At 51.0% G+C, this 23,069-nt stretch carries 13 protein-coding genes and 2 tRNA genes; 7 read left to right on the plus strand and 8 right to left on the minus strand.

Annotated elements, in window-relative coordinates; genetic code table 11:
* The 7 genes from VFS25_RS16950 to VFS25_RS16980 form a co-directional block, all read right to left on the minus strand.
* On the minus strand, positions 1-2,841 hold a 2,841-nt coding region (locus VFS25_RS16950), incomplete at its 3' end, for a TonB-dependent receptor (protein WP_326463355.1).
* A 454-nt stretch (positions 2,842-3,295) separates the two neighbouring features.
* A complete protein-coding gene (locus VFS25_RS16955; protein ID WP_326463356.1) occupies positions 3,296-4,480 on the minus strand; it encodes a FecR family protein in 1,185 nt (394 codons plus the stop codon).
* A 92-nt stretch (positions 4,481-4,572) separates the two neighbouring features.
* A complete protein-coding gene (locus VFS25_RS16960) occupies positions 4,573-5,127 on the minus strand; it encodes an RNA polymerase sigma-70 factor (RefSeq protein ID WP_326463357.1) in 555 nt (184 codons plus the stop codon).
* A 300-nt stretch (positions 5,128-5,427) separates the two neighbouring features.
* Complete coding sequence (locus tag VFS25_RS16965; protein ID WP_326463358.1) at positions 5,428-5,940, minus strand: hypothetical protein; 513 nt, start codon at positions 5,938-5,940, stop codon at positions 5,428-5,430.
* Between the two features lie 125 nt (positions 5,941-6,065).
* Positions 6,066-6,653 (minus strand): Crp/Fnr family transcriptional regulator, encoded by a 588-nt coding sequence (locus VFS25_RS16970; protein ID WP_326463359.1) that lies wholly within the window; start codon positions 6,651-6,653, stop codon positions 6,066-6,068.
* A 182-nt stretch (positions 6,654-6,835) separates the two neighbouring features.
* A tRNA-Leu gene (locus tag VFS25_RS16975) sits at positions 6,836-6,919 on the minus strand.
* 65 nt (positions 6,920-6,984) lie between these two features.
* Complete coding sequence (locus VFS25_RS16980) at positions 6,985-8,130, minus strand: HAMP domain-containing sensor histidine kinase (RefSeq protein WP_326463360.1); 1,146 nt, start codon at positions 8,128-8,130, stop codon at positions 6,985-6,987.
* Positions 8,131-8,291: 161 nt separating this feature from the next.
* Between VFS25_RS16980 and VFS25_RS16985 the strand changes: the two genes are divergently transcribed.
* The 3 genes from VFS25_RS16985 to VFS25_RS16995 all read left to right on the plus strand — a co-directional run bounded on the left by VFS25_RS16985 (position 8,292) and on the right by VFS25_RS16995 (position 10,020).
* Positions 8,292-9,329 carry a glycosyltransferase family 2 protein gene (locus VFS25_RS16985; protein WP_326463361.1) on the plus strand — a complete coding sequence of 346 codons (1,038 nt, stop codon included), beginning with the start codon at positions 8,292-8,294 and terminating at the stop codon, positions 9,327-9,329.
* A gap of 322 nt (positions 9,330-9,651) precedes the next feature.
* On the plus strand, positions 9,652-9,852 hold the full coding sequence (locus tag VFS25_RS16990; RefSeq protein WP_326463362.1) for a hypothetical protein: 201 nt from the start codon (positions 9,652-9,654) through the stop codon (positions 9,850-9,852).
* Positions 9,853-9,947: 95 nt separating this feature from the next.
* Positions 9,948-10,020 (plus strand) — tRNA-Gly (locus VFS25_RS16995).
* Between the two features lie 55 nt (positions 10,021-10,075).
* Here VFS25_RS16995 and VFS25_RS17000 read toward each other — a convergent pair.
* A complete protein-coding gene (locus VFS25_RS17000) occupies positions 10,076-14,401 on the minus strand; it encodes a hybrid sensor histidine kinase/response regulator (protein WP_326463363.1) in 4,326 nt (1,441 codons plus the stop codon).
* 240 nt (positions 14,402-14,641) lie between these two features.
* On the opposite strand from VFS25_RS17000, the gene VFS25_RS17005 reads away from it, so the two are divergent.
* From VFS25_RS17005 to VFS25_RS17020, 4 genes are all read left to right on the plus strand, one after another.
* On the plus strand, positions 14,642-17,053 hold the full coding sequence (locus VFS25_RS17005; protein ID WP_326463364.1) for a glycoside hydrolase family 31 protein: 2,412 nt from the start codon (positions 14,642-14,644) through the stop codon (positions 17,051-17,053).
* Positions 17,054-17,310: 257 nt separating this feature from the next.
* On the plus strand, positions 17,311-20,457 hold the full coding sequence (locus VFS25_RS17010; protein WP_326463365.1) for a TonB-dependent receptor: 3,147 nt from the start codon (positions 17,311-17,313) through the stop codon (positions 20,455-20,457).
* A gap of 4 nt (positions 20,458-20,461) precedes the next feature.
* Positions 20,462-21,949, plus strand: a complete 1,488-nt coding sequence (locus VFS25_RS17015; RefSeq protein WP_326463366.1) for a RagB/SusD family nutrient uptake outer membrane protein — start codon at positions 20,462-20,464, stop codon at positions 21,947-21,949.
* A 32-nt stretch (positions 21,950-21,981) separates the two neighbouring features.
* Positions 21,982-23,043, plus strand: coding sequence for a glycoside hydrolase family protein (locus VFS25_RS17020; RefSeq protein WP_326463367.1), 1,062 nt, complete (start codon positions 21,982-21,984; stop codon positions 23,041-23,043).
* Positions 23,044-23,069: the final 26 nt, after the last annotated feature.

Genomic DNA, 23,069 nt, shown 5'->3' on the forward strand with positions numbered 1-23,069 from the left:
CAGGTCACCCGGCCTGGCGCCAGACCAGTGGGGATAGTCGTCTACCTGTTTCTGATCCTGGAACACGCCAATGGCCCGGTAATATAAACCGGTGCTTATCTTACCGCCGGTAGACTGCTGATAATCAGGCGCACCGGGCGGCTCGTCCCAGAAAACGATTTTTGTTGTTGAATAGCCCAGGTTCAGTAAAACATTAAATGACAGATCCTTCGTAACCTGTTGTGTCCAGGTTACATTTCCATCATAGCCCCAGCTTTTTACGATGCCCAGGTTTTCCCTGGGAAGGGTAAGGCCGGTGCTCCTGGGAATAGAGGCATTCCTGGCGATCAATATACCGGACCGCTCCTGGTTCCAGTAGTCAACTGTAAAGGTGAGCTTATTATCCAGTATGGCTCCGTCCAGGCCTATGTCAAACTGCTTGGCCCTTTCCCAGGTAACATACGGGTTAGCGGTAATGGTGGGGGCAATGTTCTGTATTACCTGGTTTACACCTAACACATACCCGCTGCCAAATCCAAAGCCGCTGTAGTATTGCTGCGCTTCCACCAGGTCGTTGGGGTTGGTAAGATCATTACCTGTTTTACCCCAGGAGGCCCTTATTTTTAATTCGTTGAAGGCTTTTACATTATTCTTAAAGAAAGGCTCTTCTGTAACACGCCATCCCGCAGAAAATGCCGGGAAGAACCCGAACCTTTTATCAGCAGGAAAAAGATAGGAACCATCATAACGGCCTACAAACTCGAAGAGGTACTTGTTTTTGAAATTGTAATTGGCCCTGCCAAAGTAGCTCAATCTTGCCCCTTCGGCCGCTGAACCGCCGTTCTTCCAGTCCGCTTGTCCACCTGCAAACAGTTCCGGAATGCTGGTGGATATAAAATGACGGCGGAAGGCATTAAAGGTGTTGTCCATAAACTTTTGCACTTCAGTGCCGGCCATAATGGCAACATTATGGCTGCCGAAGGTGCGTTTATAGTTAGCTACCAGGTTGCCAAGCCGTTTTTCCTGCTGGTAGTAGGACTGTGACAGCGAAGGATCAGTGGCGCCTGCAGAATAAGGCGTTAAAAATTTCTCCGGATCCTTCTGGCCATTATTGATGTAAGCCTGCTTGTCAAAGCTATACAGGGTCCAGGGCGTTTTCCATACTTTAACTTCCTGGAACTCTTTGTTGTAGGAAAGCAATCCCTGGATGTTAAAGCCGGTGAGCCCGGGTATAGTAATATCCAATGACAGGTTGCCGGTCATATGATACTGCTGGTTGTTGTCATACCCTGTTTGCTTGCTGCCTGATACTACCGGCTGCGTACCTTCTGACAGGTCTGGTCCCGGCAACCCGTTGGGGAAGTAAGCCGGATCGGTAGGCCGGCCGCGCATCAGCATACGGAATATCTGTGCGGCAGCCACGGTGGGGAAATGCCGGTCTTCCTTACGCCCGCTGAGATCCAGTCCCAGCTTAATGTTTTTGGTGATCTGGCCGGTAATATTACTGCGCACATTAAACTGGTTGTACCTGGTAGCGCTGCTCTTGTAATAGCCATCCTGCGTTAATCCTCCCAGGGAAAGAAAATAGGTAAGGTTGGATGAGCCGCCCTGTACGGATAAGTTACCGGTGGTTTGGGGCGATAATGTTTTCAGGCCTTCTTTATACCAGTCGGTATTAGGGTACAGCCAGGGATCCCGGTTAGGATCGCTGTATGCTTTAATAGCTTCTTCAGAGAACTGCGGTGTGGTGCCATGATAGATGGCTGCTTCATTCAGCATGGTCATATAATCAACAGCGCTAGCCATTTTAGGTATACGCGTGGGCTGCGCAAAACCCTGGTTAATGTTCAGGCTAAATAACGGCACCTGGTTCTTCAGGCCATGCTTGGTGGTGATTAATATTACGCCGTTCGCAGATTCAGAACCATATATAGAAGCGGTAGCATCTTTCAGCACGCTTATGTTCTCTATATCATGAGGATTGATCCTTTGCAGTATATCACTGGGGGTAGGCACACCATCTACCACCACCAGCGGCGCATTGTTATTGAGGGTATGGTTACCCCTGATGAGAATGGAGCTGCCGTCTTCGCCCGGCTCCCCGCTGCTGTTCACGGCTATTACCCCCGGCAGCCTGCCTGCCAGCGTATTGGAGAAGTTAGTAACCGGCACCTGTTTCAGCGCATCTATGGAAACAGTAGATACCGCGCCTGTTAAGTTAACCTTGGTTTGGGTGCCATAGCCCACTACCACTACTTCATTCAGGCCACTGTAGGTATTCTTCAGGCTTACATTGATAACGCTTCTTCCATTAACAGGCACCTCCATAACATTATACCCTATATAAGAGAACACCAGTACCGAGTTGCGCTGGGCATCCAGGTGGTAATGCCCGTTTTCGTCTGTAATGGTGCCTATGGAACCATCTTTTACTTTTACGGTAACACCAATCAATACATGTCCCAGGGTATCGGTTACGGTTCCTGAAACACGGATAGGCGCATTGGCCGCGGCGGCATGCAATGCACCTGAGCCGTTCCTGTTATTGGCCGTATTGCCGGTTCCCGGCGCTTTCCTGGTCAGGAAAATGGTTCTGCCGTCAATGGAATAGTCCAGCGGCTGATCCCTTAACGCCAGGTCCAGGAAGTCTGTCAGCGGCATGTTGTAAACAGACAGGGACACCGGCCTTGCCTGCTGCATGTCGTTTTTGGAAGAAAAAACAACAAAGCTTGTTTGCGTTTCAATAGCAGTAAATACCTGCTTCAGGGAAATGTCCTTTCCATACATCGTGATGGATTGGGCCATGCTGCCCGCATGCACCTGAAGGAGAGCTGCTGTCATCAGGAAAATGGTTAGTTTCATAACCAAAATGATTTTTGTTAGGCACAGATGCCCCTCCCGGCCAGGCCGGTGGCGGGTAACTTTTTTTTGCATAATTTGTGCAAGGTTTGGTAGTGAAAAAAGAGAATTCAGCACTCGATTTGAACCGGCCAAACTATTCGCCGGAGGTGGGTCCAAGCACTTCCGGTTTTTTTTTGACTGGTCCGTTTTTTAGTACCAACTGGGTGGCTTTTCCCGTGGCGGAGATACGCCCCCCTGAACGTTGAACATTGAACACATTTTGAATATCTGTTTGCTAAAAGATTGATCCATTTGTTGTGGCACTTTCATAACGTTATATAGTAGTCGGCCGATAGCTTTTGTCCCATTTCTTACGGGCAATACCCTGCCTGTGGCGCCTTTCGGGCCACCAGCCACAGTTGCTTTATTTATGTTATCGTTTATTCACCGATGCTTCCCGCATTGGGGGAAAGCTTTATTTTATGACAACCAGTTTTCTTCCTTCATCCAGCCGGAAATGAACCCCCATTCTTTCCAGTCCTTTTAATACTCCTTTTAGGGAAGAATTTCTGCTGATCTTCCCAATGAATTCAATATCAGGAATATCGCCTTCATAAGATACTTCAATATCATACCACCGCGCCAGCTGGCGCATTACTTCATCCAGCTTTGCATCTTCAAAATCAAAAAGCCCATTCTTCCAGGCCAGGGCTTTGACAACATCCGCCTGCTTTACTATCCGGATCTCGCTGGACGGCTGTATGCGCGCCTGCTGTCCCGGCTTTATCACCACCCCGTTCACTTTTATGCTGCCGTTCAGCAAGGTAGCGTCCAGGCTTTTTTCATCTTTATATGCATTTACATTAAAAGCAGTGCCTAATACCTCTATGGCTGCGCGGTCATCTACCTGCACAATAAAAGGCGTGTTTGCGGATGGCGCTATTTCAAAATAAACTTCTCCCTTTACCGCCACTCTCCGTTCATGGCCTGTGAATGCCGTTGGATAGGTGATGGAGCTGGCGGCGTTCAGCCATATCCGTGTACCATCTGACAGCTGCAGCTGGAACTGTCCGCCCTGCGGCGTATTCAGTGTATTATAGGTGATGTTGCCGGAATTTCCTTTAGCCGCGTAAAGCAGCTGCCCGCCCTGCTGGCGGATAACGGCTGGTCCCTGTGCAATAACACGGGCCCCGGAGCTGTCCAGGCTTACCGTTGAACCGTTTGCCAGTGTAAGCACCGCCTTATTGGTGCCTGGTGCAATGTCAGCAGGCTGATGATGGACTAAAGCCGGTGGTGGTGTATGCTTTTTGCCAGCCATATAATAGACCGCTGCTGTACCTGTGAGCAGAACGGCTGCGGCAGCAGCCCAGTACCAGCGCCTAAGCGCAACGGTCCTGGTTTTTCCCAGGTTTTCTTCAGGGGCGCCGGCTGCTTCGTCCCCTGCGATCTTTTCAAGCACACCTTTTCTAATGGCATCTTTCATACGTGGAAATAGCGGCTCCGACAAGGCATACTCAGCTATCTGGATATCCATCAGCTTTTTCAGCTCCTGCCAGTTGTTGCTATCCTTTAAGAGCTCCTGTAGCTCACCCCATTCTTCAGGCGTAATAGAGCCGCTGAGATAACTGTTGATATAGTATTCAAGTGGTTGAAATGGCATGACTATAGGTATAGACAAGATTTTAAAAGGGGAGGTGGGGTGCTGCGAGATATTTTTTTATTATTAATACGTTTGAGCTTATAGGGGAGGTATTACGGCATCCAGCTTTTCTTCAGGTGCTCCCTGAGGAACAGGAGCGACTCGATCATATGATCTTTAACAGTGCTCTTTGCTATATTCAGCCGTTTGGCTATCTCTTCGTAGGTAAGGCCCTCAAACCGGTTCAGCTTAAATACTTCTTTCCTGCGCGGCGGCAATTGGTCAATAGCCCTGGTAAGTGTATCAGCCAGCTCGTTATATTCGAGCTTTGAAGCAGTGGGGGCTGCTGCGCAGGCAATGGTATCGGTAGGCGGCCCATCGTTTTTATAGAGTTTTTCCTTAAATGCATTGGCGGCGGTATTCCTTAGCGCCACGTACAGGTAGCCGGCGAAATTTTCTATCCCCGTCAGCTGTTTACGGTGGTTCCATATCTTCAGGAATACGTCCTGGGCCAGCTCCTGCGCCAGGAAAGAATCTTTAACAAATCTTAACAGGTACCCATATACCATTGGAGAATAATGGTCCATTAACCGCGCAAAGGCCTTAGTGTCGTCACTGGCCATGCGTTGCAACAGCTCTTTTTCGTCGTAGGGTGAATAGTCAGCCACTATTATACGGGTTTATTATACCGTTTGCAAACTAGCAAAAATTTCTCTGGTACTTATCCCCTTGAAATATTATTTAACCGATAGATAACGTACTGTGCCGGCGCCACGGGCATCAAAAAAAGGTGGTTGGATGCCGGGGTACGGATAGTGCCGCTCAGAAAATTACTATTTTCCGGGCAGGTTACCAATAATGCCGTGCGTGATAGGGAGGGAAATTTGGTTAGTGTATTGAAGTGCGGAATGGAGGTGGTTGAAAATACCAAAGGAACTATTTCTTCAGAAATAGCTCCTTTGTATTTTTTATTTGACAGGCATATTACCTCCCGATGAATTTCTATTACTCCTTTTTTGCCTGATAAATTGATAAACCGAACCTGCAAGAAACAGTATAAAAATTACAAGCAGTGTTTTCCCTATCAAAGGGTCGCTGCTATTTTGGGCTAAAGGTTCCCCGGGTGGAATACGGGTGAGTGTTTCATTAACCGTAGGAACCAGGGATAGAAAAAAGCTGAGCGACAGAAGAAAGTTTTCAAAATAACGGGCCCTGTTATGCTGTCCCATCCTGTAATAAAGAAAAAAGGCAATTATAACCAGGATTAAAATGAATAGTGAAAAAACGTGCCCTGCGTTAAAGCCTCCGTGCTTTGAAAGCCCTAAAGCGGTTAATGAAGTTATGATTGTTCCGTAAAAATATATTTTACCGGATGTGTTAGCAAGATTGATCCTGGCATGCTTTACAAAAGATGTTAATCCTGCTGCAATGGCAATGATACCGATGATGGTATGGAAAATGCCCAAATTTGATAATCCCATATGTTATTTTTTCTGCGAATTTTTGGAGAAAAAAAATGGGAAATATTCACTTAAGTTAATTCAAAATAACTTTTTTGCACTTTGCCCGGTAAGAAGCGGACGACCTGTTAAACCACAGTAAGGAATCAACGGTTAATTCTCTTACGAATGCGGCTTAACGAAGGATTAGTGATACCCAGGTAAGATGATATATGGTATGACGGGATGCGGTTTACGATATTAGGGTGTTCTTCCAGCAATTTAATATAGCGCTCTTCATGTGAGTAAAACAGGAAATCCTCTGTCCGGGCCTGGGAGTGGTTAAAAAACAGCTCCGCCAGCAGCCGCCCGAATTTGCTCCAGTTAGGATGCGTGTCGTACAAACTGTTTAAATCACGGTAAGTGATATATATTATTTCAGAGTCCTCCAATGCTTCTATGAAATATACGCAGGGATAACGGGTGATGAAGCTCCTGAATGATACAATAAACTGATTTTCGGAAAAGAAGAAAATATTCTTTTCTTCGTCGGTTATAGGATCATTGTAATAAATCCTGAAAATTCCTTTCACTACCAACCCCAGGTCATTACAAACCACGTTTTGCATATTAAAAAAGTCGCCTTTTCCTATTTTGCGGTTTTTCCAATAGGCCCAGCTGTCTGTGATGTCTTTGGGTGTGAGCGCTGCAAAGTTTATCAGGTGCTGCCTTAATATTTCATGATGTTCACTCATACACTGGCGTTTTGAACTTTGACGCACGGGGTGCTAAAATGCCAAAATAAAAAAATCAGGAACAAGTATTTCAGGCGTCACAGTAAAATAGCAATACTTTGCCTGCGAAACCGGGTTAGGGCGCCGTTATGCCCTAAAATAAAAAAACGCCATAACGATAAAATCATTATGACGTTTTTAGGTGCGGCAGAGGAGATTCGAACTCCCAAGCCCTTTCAGGCACTACCACCTCAAAGTAGCGCGTCTACCAATTTCGCCACCGCCGCAAGCCTTGAAGTGGCTGCAAAAATAATCTGTTTTTGAGAATGTACAAATTTATTATGGGTGCCGGCTATTTACGCAGTATAATGCGGAAGGTGGTGCCTTTGCCTACTTCTGACGATCTTACAAACAGCCGCCCCTTGTGGTACTCCTCAATAATACGCTTGGCCAGCGACAGGCCCAGGCCCCAGCCCCGTTTTTTGGTGCTGAAGCCCGGCGTGAACACCTTTTCATAATACGGCTTGGGAATGCCCTTGCCGGTATCTGTTACATCTATGGTGATGTCGGTAGCGTGGTTTTCTATGTAAATATCAATGGCGCCTTTGCCTTCCATGGCGTCCAGGGCATTTTTCAGCAGGTTTTCCACTACCCAGTCAAACAGCGGAGGCGAGATCATGGCGGGCATATCTGCTTCTTTAGCGTGCACTGTAAACTGCACCTTTTGCGGCGCCCTTTTCCGGATGTAGGCAGTCATATGTTCTATCTGCTCCACTACATTCTTTTCCTCCAGCCTGGGCACGCTGCCTATTTTGGAAAAGCGGTCGGTGATCAGCTTCAGGCGGTCTACATCCTTGCCCATTTCTGTTGCAATACCGGCGTTATCGTCGTTCTCCTTCAGTATCTCCAGCCAGGCTTCCAGCGACGACAGGGGAGTGCCCAGCTGGTGGGCTGTTTCCTTGGCCAGCCCCACCCATACCAGGTTTTGGGTAGCCCGGTTGGTGGAAGATAGCGCAAACAGCACCACCCCTATAAACAGGGTTACCACTATCAGCTGTATGTAGGGGTAGTAGCGCACCTGCTTCAGTATCAGGGAGTCGCCGTAATAGATATAATTGTAGATCTTTTGTTTGGCATCCACCTCCATGATAAAAGGAGGGTGCTTTTCCCGGAACGTTTCCAGCTGGTCCTGCAGGTAGCGGGGGTTGCTGGTCTTCAGCGTGTCCAGGTTACGGCTGTCAATAATATTCCCGGCTTCGTCGGTCAGTATCAGGGGAATGGTGGTATTGGTGGTTACAATTTCCACGGCCAGGTTCAGGTTGGCGTCTGCGGACGCCTGCAGCAGCTCCCGGTTGGCTTCTACCCAGGTAGCTACTTTTTTGGTTTCTTCTTCCTGTATGCGTTGAGACAAGCTGCTTACAAACCAGATGGTGGCTACAATAATCACCACCGCCATGGAAACCAATACAAACTTCCAGCCTATGTACTGTTTAAACATTTGGCCCTAAGTTAATATAAATCTTGTGTTGGCGGTTAATGGTACCGGCTGGCAGGGGCCCCCCAACGGATTATGGACTATGGACTTTTCTATTATATTTGCAATCGCAAAAAGATTTATTTGCAAATACAAATAATTCATCACGCCTAAACGAATACGGGTTGTCCGCATTGCCATCAGTTGCCGTAGTTATTCTTAACTGGAACGGGAGGGGATTTCTGGAAAAGTTCCTGCCCTCAGTATGCCGTTCAACCTATGGCAACCTGGCACTTTACCTGGCCGACAATGCCTCTACCGACGACAGCGTGGCCTTTACCCAAACCCACTTTCCGCAGGTAAAGATCATACAAAACCCTTCCAACGACGGTTTTGCCGGCGGCTATAACCAGGCCCTGCGGCACGTGCAGGCCGATATTTATGTGCTCCTGAACCAGGATGTGGAGGTGGAGGCCGGCTGGATAGAGCCGGTAGTAGCGCTGCTGCAGCAAAATCCGCAGGTAGCTGCCTGCCAGCCCAAGCTGCGCGCCTATTACCAGCGGGATGAGTTCGAGTATGCAGGTGCCGCCGGCGGCTGGATGGATATACTGGGCTATACCTTTTGCCGCGGCCGCATATTGTACACCACTGAAAAAGATACCGGCCAGTATGATGATGCACAGGATGTATTCTGGGCAACCGGCGCTGCGCTGTTCATCCGCTCCAGGTGTTTTCATGAGGTGAACGGCTTTGATGCCGATTTTTTTGCGCATATGGAGGAGGTGGACCTTTGCTGGCGCCTGCAGCGGGCGGGGTACCGTATCAGCTACTGCCCTCAATCGCTGGTATACCATGTAGGCGGCGGCAGTCTGCCGCAGGGCAACCCGCGCAAGCTGTACCTGAACTTCCGCAATAACCTGATGATGCTGTGGAAGAACCTGCATCCGGCCGACCGGTGGATAGTGTTGTTCCAGCGCGTTTTCCTGGATATACTGGCGGGCGTGAAAAGCCTGGTGTCCGGCAAGCCAAAGGATATGGCGGCTATTATACGGGCCTACCGGCATTACCATAAATGGCGCCGTAAATATGACCTGAAACAGGACAAGCTGCCCTGGAAAAAACTGCTGGACATGCAGGGTGTTTTTCACGGCATCATGATCTGGCGTTACTATTTCCTGGGCCGTAAAAAATTCTCGGAGCTGGAGAAAGAGGCTGAAAGCTGAAAGCTGAAAGTGGAAAGCAAAAAGTAAAAAGCAAAAAGCTGAAAGCAGAAAGCAGAAAGCACAAAGCAAAAAGAGCCAGGCTACTATGTTATATTAAAATAGCTGGTAAAAACACCTGTATGTTTGCTGCCCTAAGTTACTGGCATTCTGCGCACTATCCGGCCCTGGCGTTCCGCGTTTCCTGTTCCCCGCATCCACACTTGCCGTTTCGCACATTCAGCTCCCGGCTTTCAGATTTCCGCTTTTTGCCTTCAGCTTTTTTCAAATATTACTTTGATTATTATTTCACATAATGTAAGTTTGCAACGCCAAAAGGATAAATATGGAACAGAATACTGTTGAAAACAAGAATGATTTTTCCCGCGACTGGGTTAGCTCTTCCCGCTTTCTTTTTTATGTGATGATATTTTGCTCGCTGGCTTTTTTGTTAGGGGCCTCCTACAAGCTGTACCAGCACCGTTACAAGGGCAAGCCTGAGGTTGCTGTACCGGAGAACACTTTATACAATCCTAAGTACAAATAATTTGGTTATTTCAAATATTGCCTTATTTTTGCAATCCCAAATTCAAAAGTAAGCAGGCGTAAAAGCCCATAAATAACTAAAGTTCTTTAAATAACGCGGAAGTAGCTCATTTGGTAGAGCACGACCTTGCCAAGGTCGGGGTGGCCGGTTCGAGCCCGGTCTTCCGCTCAAAGATAAAGCCTGACAGATTGTAATATCTGCCAGGCTTTTTTGTTTATATCCATCATCCCGCCTTAACCTTTTTCAGATAAGCCGATGGCGGTATGCCAAACTGGGCCTTAAAGCATTTGCTGAAATAAAACGGGTCGTTCATTCCTACTTTATATGCTACTTCAGATACGGTATAGTCGCCGGTATTCAGCAGCTCAGCCGCCTTTTTCAGCCGCACCAGGCGCATGTATTCATTAGGCGAATAACCGGTAAGCCCCTTTACCTTTTTATAGAACAGCGTACGCCCCAGCTTTACGGCTGCCGCAAACTCATCTACAGAAAACTGCGTATTATCCAGGTTGCGGGTAATAATAAAATGCAGGCGGTCCAGGAACTTACGGTCGGCCTCATGTTCCGCAATATTCACTTCAAAAAAGCCCGGGTCGTTGGAGAAACGTTTGCGGATCTTCTCACGCTGCTCAATAATGCGGATAATATTGGTTAGCAGAAAGCGGGTGCTGAAAGGCTTGGCTATATAGGCGTCGGCCCCTGCATCCACGCCCTGCAGCTGGTGCTCGCCGGACGACAGGGCGGTGAGCAGCACCACGGGTATATGGCAGGTCTGGAACTCGTTGCGGATGCGGCGCGTAATTTCAAAGCCGTTCATTTCCGGCAGCATTACATCGCATACCACCAGGTCCGGCGCCGTTTCTATTGCCAGCGCCAGTCCTTCGCGCCCGTTGTTGGCGGTGTGCACATGAAAATACTGGCTTAACCGGGCAGCCAGGTAATCGCAAATATCAGGATTGTCTTCTATTACCAGTATTTTATAGCGGGAGGTAGGCTCCGGCAGCTCCATTTCGCCTTCGTCGGCTATGTAGGCCGGCGGGCAGGGTATGGACGGCTGCCCGCTTACTGCCCCCGGCGCTGCAAGATCGTCTGCGCTGTAGGCGGTTTTGGAAAGCGGCAGGGTGATGGTAAAGGTTACACCCGCGCCGGGGTTGTTATGAAAATCAATCTGCCCCTTATGCAGCAGCACCAGCTCCCTGGTAAGCGATAATCCTATGCCCGTTCCCGTTATAGCGCTGTTGAGCTGTGTAAAGCGCTGGAATATCTGGTCGCGGCGGCTTTCCGGTATGGAAATGCCGGTGTCCGACACCTGCACCTGTAAGCTGCCGGCGGCTTCATCCACTATTACATTTACGGTAATGCTGCCGCCTGCAGGCGTAAACTTATGCGCATTAGATAACAGGTTATATAACATTTTATCCAGCTTGTTATCATCTATCCACATCATATATTCCTGCACATTGCTGTGGAACTGCAGCTGTATATGTTTTTGTTCCGCCAGGTCGTTAAAGCTGTCGCACAGTTCCTGCAGCAGGCTGATAACAGGCAGCTCCTGCAGCTGCAGCTTCATGCGCTGGTGCTGTATTTTACGGAAGTCCAGCAGCTGATCCACCAGCCGCATTAAGCGGTGCACATTTTTTTGCATAATGTGCAGGTGTTTGCCGGTTTGCCAGGCGCTTTGTTTGCCGGGCAGCAGGTTTTCCATGGCGCTCACGATCAGGGAAAGCGGGGTGCGGAACTCGTGCGATATGTTGGTAAAGAAATTGAGCTTGTACTCTGTCAGCTCCTTTTCCAGCGCCACCGCATGCTGCAGGCGGTAAATACGCTGCCGCACAATGCGGATGGCGGTTATAAGCGTCAGTATAATACAGGCGTACAGCACAAATGCGCCGTTGGAACGCCAGAAGGGCGGCAGCACCGTAATGCGTATGCTGGCTTCCTGCCGGCTCCAGCTGCCGTCGTTATTAGTGCCTTTTACACGGAACGTATAATCTCCCGGCGGCAGGTTCCGGTAGGTGGCTATATTGTAGCTGGCTGGTGTGTTCCACGCCTCTTCATAATTTTCCAGTATATAGGTGTACTTGTTCTTTTGCGGGTTACGCAGCGCCAGCGATGCAAATTCGATGCTAAACACTTTCTGGTTAGGCTGCAGGGTGATGGCCGTTGCGGCTGTTATGGAAAGGTTGCCTGCGTGCTGCGGGCTGCCGGCAATATTAAAGCCGGTAAGCACCACGGGCGCATCCTGCTCGCTTGTTTTCATGCAGGCGGGATAGCAGCTGTAAAACCCGTCCATGCTGCCCCACAGCTGCTGGCCGTTGCGCCGTTTACAGCAGGAGGCTTCCGCAAACAGGTTGCCCAGCGTGCTGTTTGAAAAGTAAAACACCTCAAAGGTATTTTTGTCGGGGTTAAAGCGGGTAAGCCCGCTTTCTGTGCTGATCCATAAATCGCCCTGCTCATCTTCCAGCAACCCGTTCACAATATCGTTGGAAAGGCCCTGCTGCGTGGTATAGGTTTTAAAGCACGCACCGCGTTTATCCGTGGCCGGTATAAACCGGCAAAGGCCCCCGCCATAGGTGCCGGCCCATATACGCCCGCGATGGTCTTCGCAAACGGTTTTAATTACGTTGCTGGTAAGGCCGTTGGGATTTTGCAGGTCGGACCGGTACACCTGGTAAGCATCCGGGTGCTGCTGCAGCACCTGCGGGTTAAAAACAAGGAGGCCGTTATTGGTGCCGGCCCATATTTGCCCGGTATGGTCCTGCATTAAACAGCGTATATCCTTCAGCGTTTCATGCGTGCCCAGGAAATTCGTAAAGGAAATGTTATTGCCGCCTTTGTATTCGGCCAGGTTAAATCCTGCGCCAAACGTGCCTATCCACATGCGCTGCTGCCGGTCGCGCAGCAGGGTGTACACCAGGTTGTTCTTGCCGCTGCCGCCTGCGGGGTCGGGCAATGTAAAATGCCGGGCGGGCCGCTGCAGCGAGTCTAAGTGCGTAATATACAGGCCCTGGCCTTTGGTGCCCAGCCATATATAGCCCTGCGCATCTTCGGCTATGCAATATACATTAGGGCTTTGCCGGGGAAGCAGGTGGTTCAGGGAGCGCACCTGTTGCAGCCGGCTGTTGTATAAGGTAAGGGAGCCGTTCTTGGTGCTTACCCATATGTTGCCGCGGCTGTCCTCAAACAGCGTTTTTACAATGTTGGCGCTGTAATGTTTGGGAGCGCCGACGTCCGGGTAAAAGTGCGATACCGTAAAAGACTGGGGCATCAGCTTATTCAGCCCCGTATGCTCCGTGCCTACCCATACCAGGCCGGAACGGTCGGCCAGCACGCTTAGCAGGTAGTTGGAGCTAAGGCCGTTGGCATTACCGGCATTGTATGCAAAGTGCTGGAGCGTATCTGTACGGCGGTTATAGCAATACAGGCCGCCGCCGTAAGTGGTGATCCAGGTGTTATCGTTATCCGGCGTGTGAATGGTAAAACGGTCATCATCTACCCGCTGCATCACCTGCGGAGGCACCAGGTTAAAGCGCCTGGCCCGCAGCAGCAGCGTATCATAATACCATACCGCGCCGGAGTGGTTGTTTATCCAAGCCGTCCCGGGATGATTGCTAACCAGGTCTATATGCCCCGGTATGTTTTCGCCGAACAGCGTGGCAGCCGGCGTTACCAGGCCGGTGGCCAGCTGCAGCACCCAGGCGCCGGAACCGGGAGTGCCCAACAGCAGCCGCCGGTGATCCAGCAGGGCAGCGCCGGTAAGCGGCAGCGGCTTGCTTAGCGGCTGTGCGCTAAAAGTATGGCGCTGTAAATGATAGGTAAACACGCCATTGCTGCGGGTAACAAAATACAGCTGCTCCTTACCGGCTATTGTTTGTATAAAATCGGCGCCTGCCGGCGGCTGTAAGGCGGCCAGCCGTTTACCCTGCGTATCCAGCTGGTGCAGCGCCTTTGTAGTGCCTATCCACAGGTGATGCACAGCATCTTCAAAAATAAAGTTCACCTGGTTGCTGCCCGGCAGGGTGTAGCGTTGCGTAACAAATTTATTGTTGCGGCGCTGTATGCGCAGGCATCCGCCGGCATGGCCGTATAGCCATACGTCGCCATTGGCGGCGGCAAAATACTGATCGTAGGCAAGCGGGGCGTTATTATTGGCAAAGGCTATAAAATCTTCCGTGGCGGGATCAAAGCAGTGAAAGCGCCCTTCAAATGTTTTTATCCATATAAAGCCGTGGCTGTCCTCATGCAGCTCGCGGATGCGGGTATCGCTGATGGAATGCGGGTTGCCGTATTCCGGCCGGTACACAATAAATTTCCTGCCATCGTAACGGTTTAGTCCATTTAAAGTGCCTATCCATATAAAACCTTTTTTATCCTGCAAAAGACAGCGTACCGTGTTTTGAGAAAGGCCATCGTGGGTGGTCAGCTGCTCCAGGCATACATTATTTTCTGACCCGGTTTGAATAGAGGGGCGGATAGCGGCGGCAGCGGCATGGGTTTGGGCAAACAGCAGGCTGCTGCAAATGGTGAATACACATTTCAGGAGTTTCATAACGGAATTTATAAAGTTCCGGACCGGATTTTTCAATAGCAGAAGCGCTATGCCCACACGTGGAAGTCGGCGTACTGAATTTGACATTTTAATTGGTGAAATGCATCCTATGCTTTCCTACTGGCCACGCTGTGCGTACATTTTTACAGCATAAAGTCAATTTTTCCATGTCGCCGGCGCGGTTTTACCGGCAATTTTGCGCAGTAACCTTCTTCATTGCAGTATCAATTGCCCGGAATTATGTTAAAACCGATCCTTACAATTTGCCTGGTCTTATATTATTGCCTGCCCGTTGTACAGGCGCAGGTGGGTAATTACCAGCAGGATTTCTCCCGTAAAGGCAACACCTTTTATTTTACCACCAGCGGCGCCCGGGTGCAGCTGGAATTTTGCACAGCGGCCCTGTTCCGCGTAAGAATGAGCCGCAGCGGCAACTTTGCGCCCAATGAACCCTGGATGGTGGCGCAGTACCAGTGGAGCCAGGTGCCTGTACAGGCAACGGAAACCGCAACCGCTTTTCAGCTGCAAACACCGGTGCTGCGGGTAACCGTAAATAAGCAGCCCTTCAGCATAGATGTTTTTACACCGGGCGGACAGCTGCTGTGCGCGGGATCGGCACAGCCGGGCGGAGAAATGGCTTTTGCAGGCGATACCGCCCGCTGCACCAAAACCCTGCAGCCAAACGAGCATTTCTTTGGCTTCGGGGAACGGATGGATTTCCTGGACCAGCGCGGTAAAAAGCTGCTGCTGAATGTAGGCCGCGGTACGGGCATGCCGCACATTACCGGCGCATACAATGTACTGGCGGCCAATTACAGCCCCGTGCCCTTTTTTATGAGCACCCGCGGCTATGGTATTTTCCTGCATAGCTCCGCTGCTACCGAATGGGACATGGGTAATACGCACCCTGGTCAATACACGTTCAGCACTACCCAAAGCAACGGGGAGCTGGATTACTATTTTATCTACGGCCCCCGCTTTGCCAATATACTGGAGCAATACACGCTGCTTACAGGCCGCTCCCCGCTGATGCCGCTGTTTGCCATGGGCCTGCATGTAGGCACGTACAGCGGCGGCACCTGGGGGCATGAGGACCAAACTTCTGCCGCCTATGTGCTGGCGCTGGCACGGCGCTTCCGTGCGCTGGGCATACCGGTAGACATCCTGTTCCTGGACTCTACCTGGCGGCTGTTCGGCAAAAACGGCGGCAAAGGCGCTACCAGCTTTGAGTGGCGAGAAACCTTCCATCATCCGCGCGCCATGATGGACAGCCTGTATGCCCTGCATTATAATATGGTGGGCCTGCATATACGTCCCCGCCTGGATAACGGGCTGCATAACCACCTGTTAGATAGCGCTGCTGCCGGCGGCTACACCTATCCGGAAGCCGGCGGCCCCGGCGAGTTTGTGAATTTTTTTGACAGTGCCGCCGTACGCTGGTGGTGGCAGCATGCCGCCATGAAGGTGGCCGGCATGGGCGCCAGGTTCTTTAAAACAGATGAGGGCAGCGCATTCGGCCACCTGGCCAATGAAAGCAATAAAACAGGGCCTACAGATGCAAAAGCCCTTGGCCTGCATAACGTATTTCCCATTGCATATGCCAAAGCTGCCTATGAGCAGTTTGCAGCGTATAACCATTTACGTGGTATGAACCAAACGCGCGAAGGATATGCCGGCATCCAGCGTTACCCCTTTATTTTTGCGGGCGACTGGCCCAGCGAGTGGCAGTATTTTGAGCCGGTAATAAAAGCCGGTCTTAACATAGGATTGTCGGGCGTAGGCTACTGGGCGCACTGCATGGGCGGTTTTGAGCACCCGGCCGACCCGGAGCTGTACATCCGCTGGTGCCAGTTTGGTATGCTTAGCCCGGTTGCATTGCTGTTTGGCATGGACCATCCCGGCTATAAAGAGCCCTGGAACTATGGCCGGGAAGCGCTGGCCATTTTTAAGCAATATGCCCGCCTGCGTTACCAGCTGTTACCTTATTTATATAACCATGCATATGAAATGTACACTACCGGCATGCCGCTCATGCGTGCGCTGGTGCTGGATTACCAGGATGATGTGAATGTGTATGATATTACGGACCAGTACCTGCTGGGCAGCAGCCTGCTGGTGTGCCCTGTAACGCAAAAGGGCGCAGCCACCCGCGTGGTGTACCTGCCCGCCGGCACCTGGATAGATTACTGGACCGGCAAAGCCTACACCGGCAGGCAATACCTGAACGTGCTTACGCCGCTGGATAAAATACCGCTGTTTGTAAAAGCAGGCAGCATTATTCCCACACAGCCCGTGCTGCAATATGTAGGGGAAAGAACCATAGATACCCTTACACTGAACATATATCCCGGCGACAGCGCCACCTGCCGCCTGTATACAGACGACGGCAAAAGCCTGGCTTACCGGCAGGGGCAGTTTGCCGTTACCCGCATTCACCAGCAAACCCTGCAAAACACTATGGAGATCACTATAAACCCCGCAGGCGGCAGCTACCGCAGCCCGTTAAAATACTTTGAGCTGAAAGTGCACCTGCAGGTAAAACCACGGTCAGTGAACGGCGGCAGTAAATGGAATTATGACGCCACCGCCGGCATATTGCAGGTACAGCAGGTGCCTGCTGATAATGAAAACCGCATTATCATACAGTATTAGCCGGCCGGCATGGTTTGCTGATATTTCCATGCAATTGTACAATTCTCCATGGCTGGGAGCAGCGCCAGTGGCTAATTTGCACGCTGTGCCAGTGCTATTGAACATGGAGCCACTTAACGATAACCGCCAAAAGGAAATGAAACGCATTGCAAGGCTGCAACTGCTGGAAAAGCTATTGATACTTGCTTTCATCCTTGTTTGTGTGCTGCTGTATTATTTACTCTTTTAAAAGGGACCATACAAAAAATTCCGCAACAATGAAAAACGATACAATCCACAATTACAGGTGGCTGCTGTGCGGCATGCTGCTGCTGGCGCACACCTTTACCTATGCTTTTCAAACAAATGACCGCGTTACCGGCCAGGTACTGGATGAGCAGGATCATACGCCGCTGCCGGGTGTGAACGTTCGCATAAAGGGCAGCAACAAAGGCGCCATTACCGATGCCGGCGGCCGCTTTGCCATTACTGCAAAAGAAGGCGCTGTACTGGTATTCAGCTTTGTGGGCTATGAAACCAGGGAAGTAACGGTATCGGGTAAACGTGCCAGCTATGTTGGTTTGCAGAAAAGCAACCAGGGCTTAAACGAGGTGCTGGTGGTAGGCTACGGCACACAAAAGAAAGCCAATGTAACCGGCGCCATTGCCACGCTGAATGCGCAGCACCTGGACGAGCGGCCTATTGCGCGGGTAGACCAGGCCCTGGTGGGGCAAATGGCCGGCGTGCAGGTAAAGCAGATCAGCGGTGCGCCGGGCAAAGGTTTCCAGGTAAAGGTAAGAGGCACCGGCTCCATTAATGCCGGTACAGAACCGCTGTATGTGATAGACGGTTTTCCGCTGGACGTATCGGGCGCCAGCGCCAGCGGCGGTTTTGCACAAGGCTCTGCGCTCGATAATATTAACCCGAATGATATTGCTTCCGTACAGGTGCTGAAAGATGCGTCGGCAGCCGCCATTTATGGCTCCCGCGCTGCCAACGGGGTGGTGATCATTACCACCAAATCCGGCAAGGCCGGTAAAAACCGCATGGAGTTCAATACTTATGTGGGCTGGCAGGAAACGCTGAAAAAGCTGGATGTGCTGTCGGCCGAAGACTGGATAGACCGCGCCCGCGAGATCATTGACTATAATTATGTAAACCCCGCGCTGGGCCGCCTGGCTACCGACAACCCGGCGCAGCGCAGGCAAAAGCTGGGCGGCTTTGATTTTTCAAAGATCTATGATGAGCGCTGGTATGAGCCGGGACATCCCGGCCTGCGGTATGTTGACTGGCAGGATGAGCTGTTCCGCAAAGGCCTGGTGCACAGCTACCAGCTGGCCGCATCCGGCGGTACGGATAAGATCACCTATCGCATTTCGGGCGACTACCTGAACCAGGATGGTATTGTAATCTATACCGGGTATAAAAGATATTCGTTCCGCTCCAACATTAACCTTAAAGTGAACGACCGTATTAACCTGGGCCTTAACCTGGCGCCTTCCTACAGCGTGGTTACCGACCCCGGTGCGGAAGGAAAAGACCAGCAGCTGCATAAAGCGGTAAGCGCCACGCCTATTGTGGAAGACAGCGTAGGCCTGGAAACCGGCGTGGTGCCGAATGCGCGCTATGCCTGGGCCAGCTCCACCGTTAGTCCCGTGGCTGTGCTGCGCGAGCAAATGGGAGAGGAGCGCACCCTGCGCACGCTGGGCAGTCTTTATGGTGAGTATAAACTGCTGGATGGCCTGGTATTTAAATCCACGCTGAACCTGGATAATTCCGATTACCGCCGTAAAGCATTTTCGCCCAGCATTATCCGGAACGGCAACGCAGGTACCGGCTCGTCCCGCACCTACCGGAAAACCACGCTGGTAAATGAAAATACGCTATCATACAATAAACGGTTGGGCAACCACGATATAGCAGCGGTTGCCGGCTATTCCTACAACCAAACCAATTTTGAAGAAGCACGCATCGGCGGGTCCAACTACAGCACGGATGATATTTATACATTAAACGGCGCTACCACGCTTACCCTATCGGGAACGTATACACGTGAAACCAAGAACGTGCTCATTTCTTATTTCGGCAGGGTGCAGTACGGTTACCGGGATAAATACCTGCTGTCCGCCTCTTTGCGGCGGGATGGTTCTTCCCGTTTTGGCGCTAACACCAAGTGGGGCGTTTTCCCCGCGGTATCGGCGGGCTGGCGCGTGCTGGAAGAGCCTTTCATGAAAGGCATAAGCGCTGTAAGCGAGCTGAAACTACGCGGCAGCTGGGGCCTTTCGGGCAATAACAACATCGGCGATTTCAGCCAGGTAGGATTACTGGGCTTTGCCAATTATGTATTAGGCACCGGGGAAGGCGCGCTGGTAAAAGGCCAAACCGCTACCAATATTCCCAACCCCGACCTGGGCTGGGAAAAGTCTGAAACTATTGACGCAGGGCTGGACCTGGGCCTGTTTGATAACCGCATTTTTGCTTCCTTTGACTATTACCGCAAGCTGAATACCGACCTGCTGCTGAGCGTGCCGGTAGCTGCTGTTACGGGCTTCAGCACAGCCATTACCAACATCGGCAAAGTGCAAAACAAAGGATGGGAGTTTGAGCTCTCAACCCGTAACCTTACCGGCAAGCTGGAATGGACCACCAACATTAACCTGAGCCATAATACCAACAAAGTGCTGCAGCTGGGGCCCAACAACACGCCCATTATCTTCGGCAACTTTGATAACATGGGTCATCATATTACTACCGTAGGGCAGCCCATTGGCGCATTTTATGTGCTGGAAACAACCGGTGTGCTGAAAACTGCTGCGGAAGCGGCCTCCAGCCCAATTATAGCAGGGGAGGAAGCCGGCGATCCCAAATACCGCGACGCCAACAACGACAAAGTGATTGATGTAAACGATGCGGTGATCATGGGACAGCCCGATCCTACATACGTTTGGGGCATTACCAATAATTTTAACTATAAGGATTTTGACCTTAGCTTCCTGTTCCAGGGGCAGTGGGGCAACAAGATCTACTCCACTTTTGGCCGGGCTATTGACCGCCAGGGCAGCGGTATTTCAGATAATTCACTGGGCATATGGCGCAACCGCTGGCGTTCGGAAGCTGACCCGGGCAACGGCATGGTGCCCAAAGCCTACCCCATTAAATACGGCCGCCTCAAAGACTCCCGCTGGCTATACAACGCCGCATATTTCAGGCTGCGCACCGTTACGCTGGGCTACAACCTGTCGCGCGTGCTCAAACATATTCCCGGGGTGAACGGCGGGCGCATTTATGTGTCGGCCGAAAATGTGTGGGGAAAAGATCATTATGACGGCGGCTTTAACCCGGAAGCCATCAACGACTCCGGCGACGATTACGGCGCTTTTCCCCTGGCTAAATCTTACATTCTTGGTCTTAACATTTCATTCTGATCCTATGCAACAGTTACCTAAAATATTACTTGTTATCGTATTGCCGTTGCTGTTATTAAGCTGCACGGATAAGCTGGATGTAAAACCGATCTCTGATCCCAGCGTAGCTAATTTTTACCGCAACCAGCAGGACTTTGAGCAGGCAGTGAATGCGGCCTACAACGGCCTTTCTACCTATCCCACACGCCATTTCTTTTTATCGGAAGTACGGTCAGATAACATGTATGTGCCGGGTGAGGGCGGCACGTACGACTGGAACCCGGTGAACAACTTTATGGTTAACTCGTCCAACACCCTGATGTCCGGCGCATGGAGCGACTGCTATAATACCATTATGCGCTGTAACTCGGTGCTCGACAATATTGACGCGCAGAAAGTACCGGATGAGGGCATCCGTAACCAGTTTACCGGGGAGGCAAAATTTATACGCGCGCTGATGTATTTTGACCTGGTTCGTTTTTTCGGCGGCGTGCCTAAAATAGATCACCTGGTAACGGCTACCGATGCGCAGGATATTCCACGCGCACCGGTACAGGATATATACGATCTTATTATTGCCGACCTGGAAAGCGCGGCGCAGCTGCTGCCGGCTTCCTATAGCGGCGGCAGCAAGGGGCGCGCTACCTTATACGCCGCCAAAGGCATACTGGCGCGCGTGTACCTTACCCGCTCAGGTCCTGTGCTGCTGGATAAAGGCCCTGTGCTCAACTCCAACGAGTACGCCAAAGCACGCGACCTGCTGAAAGAGATCATTAACAGCGGCAGCTTTACATTCATCAACAGCTATCCGCAAATATTCAGTTATGATAATGAGAACAACAGCGAGTCGGTGTTTGAGATACAGTTCAAAAGCGGCGGCACCGGCACCGGTACGGTAATACCCGCTGAAATGCTGCCCGGCGGCTATATGCGCGCCGAAAAAATACCTGTAGCCGGCGGGAATGATTTTAAGTACGTATCTAATGACCTGGTGAGCGCCTATGATACAAATGACGTACGTTTAACTTTTAACGTGCTGCAGGGATATACCGACGAGAACGGCAATTTTGTGAACCAGGACTATTTTAAAAAGTTCCTGGACCCCAAGCGCTATGGCGTAGACCTGCGCGACTGGGGCATTAACCAGCCCGTACTGCGCTATACCGATGTGCTGATGATGTATGCAGAAACCTTGCTGCATACCGGTGGCAGCCAGGCGGAGATAGACGGCATTGTGAACCAGGTGCGCGCACGCGCCGGCCTGGCAGGCATTACCGGCGTAAATGAAGATATGCTGCTGGCAGAACGCCGCCGCGAGTTTGCTGCGGAAGGGCTGCGCTGGCACGACCTGGTGCGTACCGGCAAAGTAGTAACAGTGATGAATGCGTGGATGGCGAAGGAGGATGATAAAAAAGTAATGAAGCCCATGAAAACGGAATATATCATATATCCCATTCCACAAACAGAAATGAATATTAAACCCGGGCTGTATGAGCAGAATGCGGGGTATTGAGGTAATTCGTAATTGATAATTCGTAATTGACTATGATCGCTCGCAGAACCTTTATCGCCGGCCTTGGCAGCGCTTTAATAAGCGCTAAGCTGCTGGCGCACTACAGGTGGGAAGACCCGGTATCTGAATTCAGCAAACGCCTGCATCCCGTAGGCCGTGCGCTGGAAATGGAAGGCTGGTATGTATGGTGCAACAGTCCCATTGAAGGACCGGACGGCAAAATTCATGTGTTCTTTTCACGCTGGCGGGCTGCCAAAGGCATGGGCGGCTGGATCAACGGGTCGGAAATTGCACATGCCGTGGCCGACCACCCGGAGGGCAAATTTACATACGTAAGCACTGTGCTGGCGCCCCGTGGCCCCGGCTTCTGGGATGCCACCACCTGTCATAACCCACATATCCGGCAGCTGGGTAACCGCTATTACCTGTATTATATGGGCAATGCCAACGGCAAAACCAATACGAAACGTATAGGCCTGGCCGTTGCCGGCAGCCTTAACGGCCCCTGGCAGCGCAGCGATGCGCCCATACTGGAGCCCGGGTCCGCCGGCGCCTGGGACGACCACTGTACTACCAATCCGTCGCTGGTGCACCACCCCAACGGGGAATACTGGCTGTACTATAAGTCCTGGAACACGGCGGAATATGAGCGGGATAAGGGCAAGGCCATCCGCGGCAACCGTAAGTACGGCCTGGCTATTGCACAAAAGCCGGAAGGCCCTTTTCATAAATATGCCGGTAATCCTTTGATCGATTTTTCTAAATTAGGGGATAACAAACAGCTGGAAGATGCTTTTGTGTGGTATGAGCAGGACCGGTTTAAAATGCTGGCGCGCGACATGGGCGTATATAGCCAGGATGTTGGTTTGTACATGGATGCTAAAGACGGGCTTCGCTGGTCGTTTCCGTCCATTGCTTTTTACAATGCTGCCCATTACATACAGCAGCCGCCGCCGGCTCCGCACCTGAAACGTTATGGCCGCTTTGAACGGCCGCAGCTGCTCATGCACAACGGTAAACCCGCTTACCTGTTCACCGCTTCGCAGGGCGGGCAGTATATGACTGCTTCGGCATTCATCTTCCGCATAAAATAACAACCATTACCCGTTATGAAAAGGAC

Source organism: Chitinophaga sp. (genome assembly GCF_035761305.1).
Lineage (GTDB): Bacteria > Bacteroidota > Bacteroidia > Chitinophagales > Chitinophagaceae > Chitinophaga.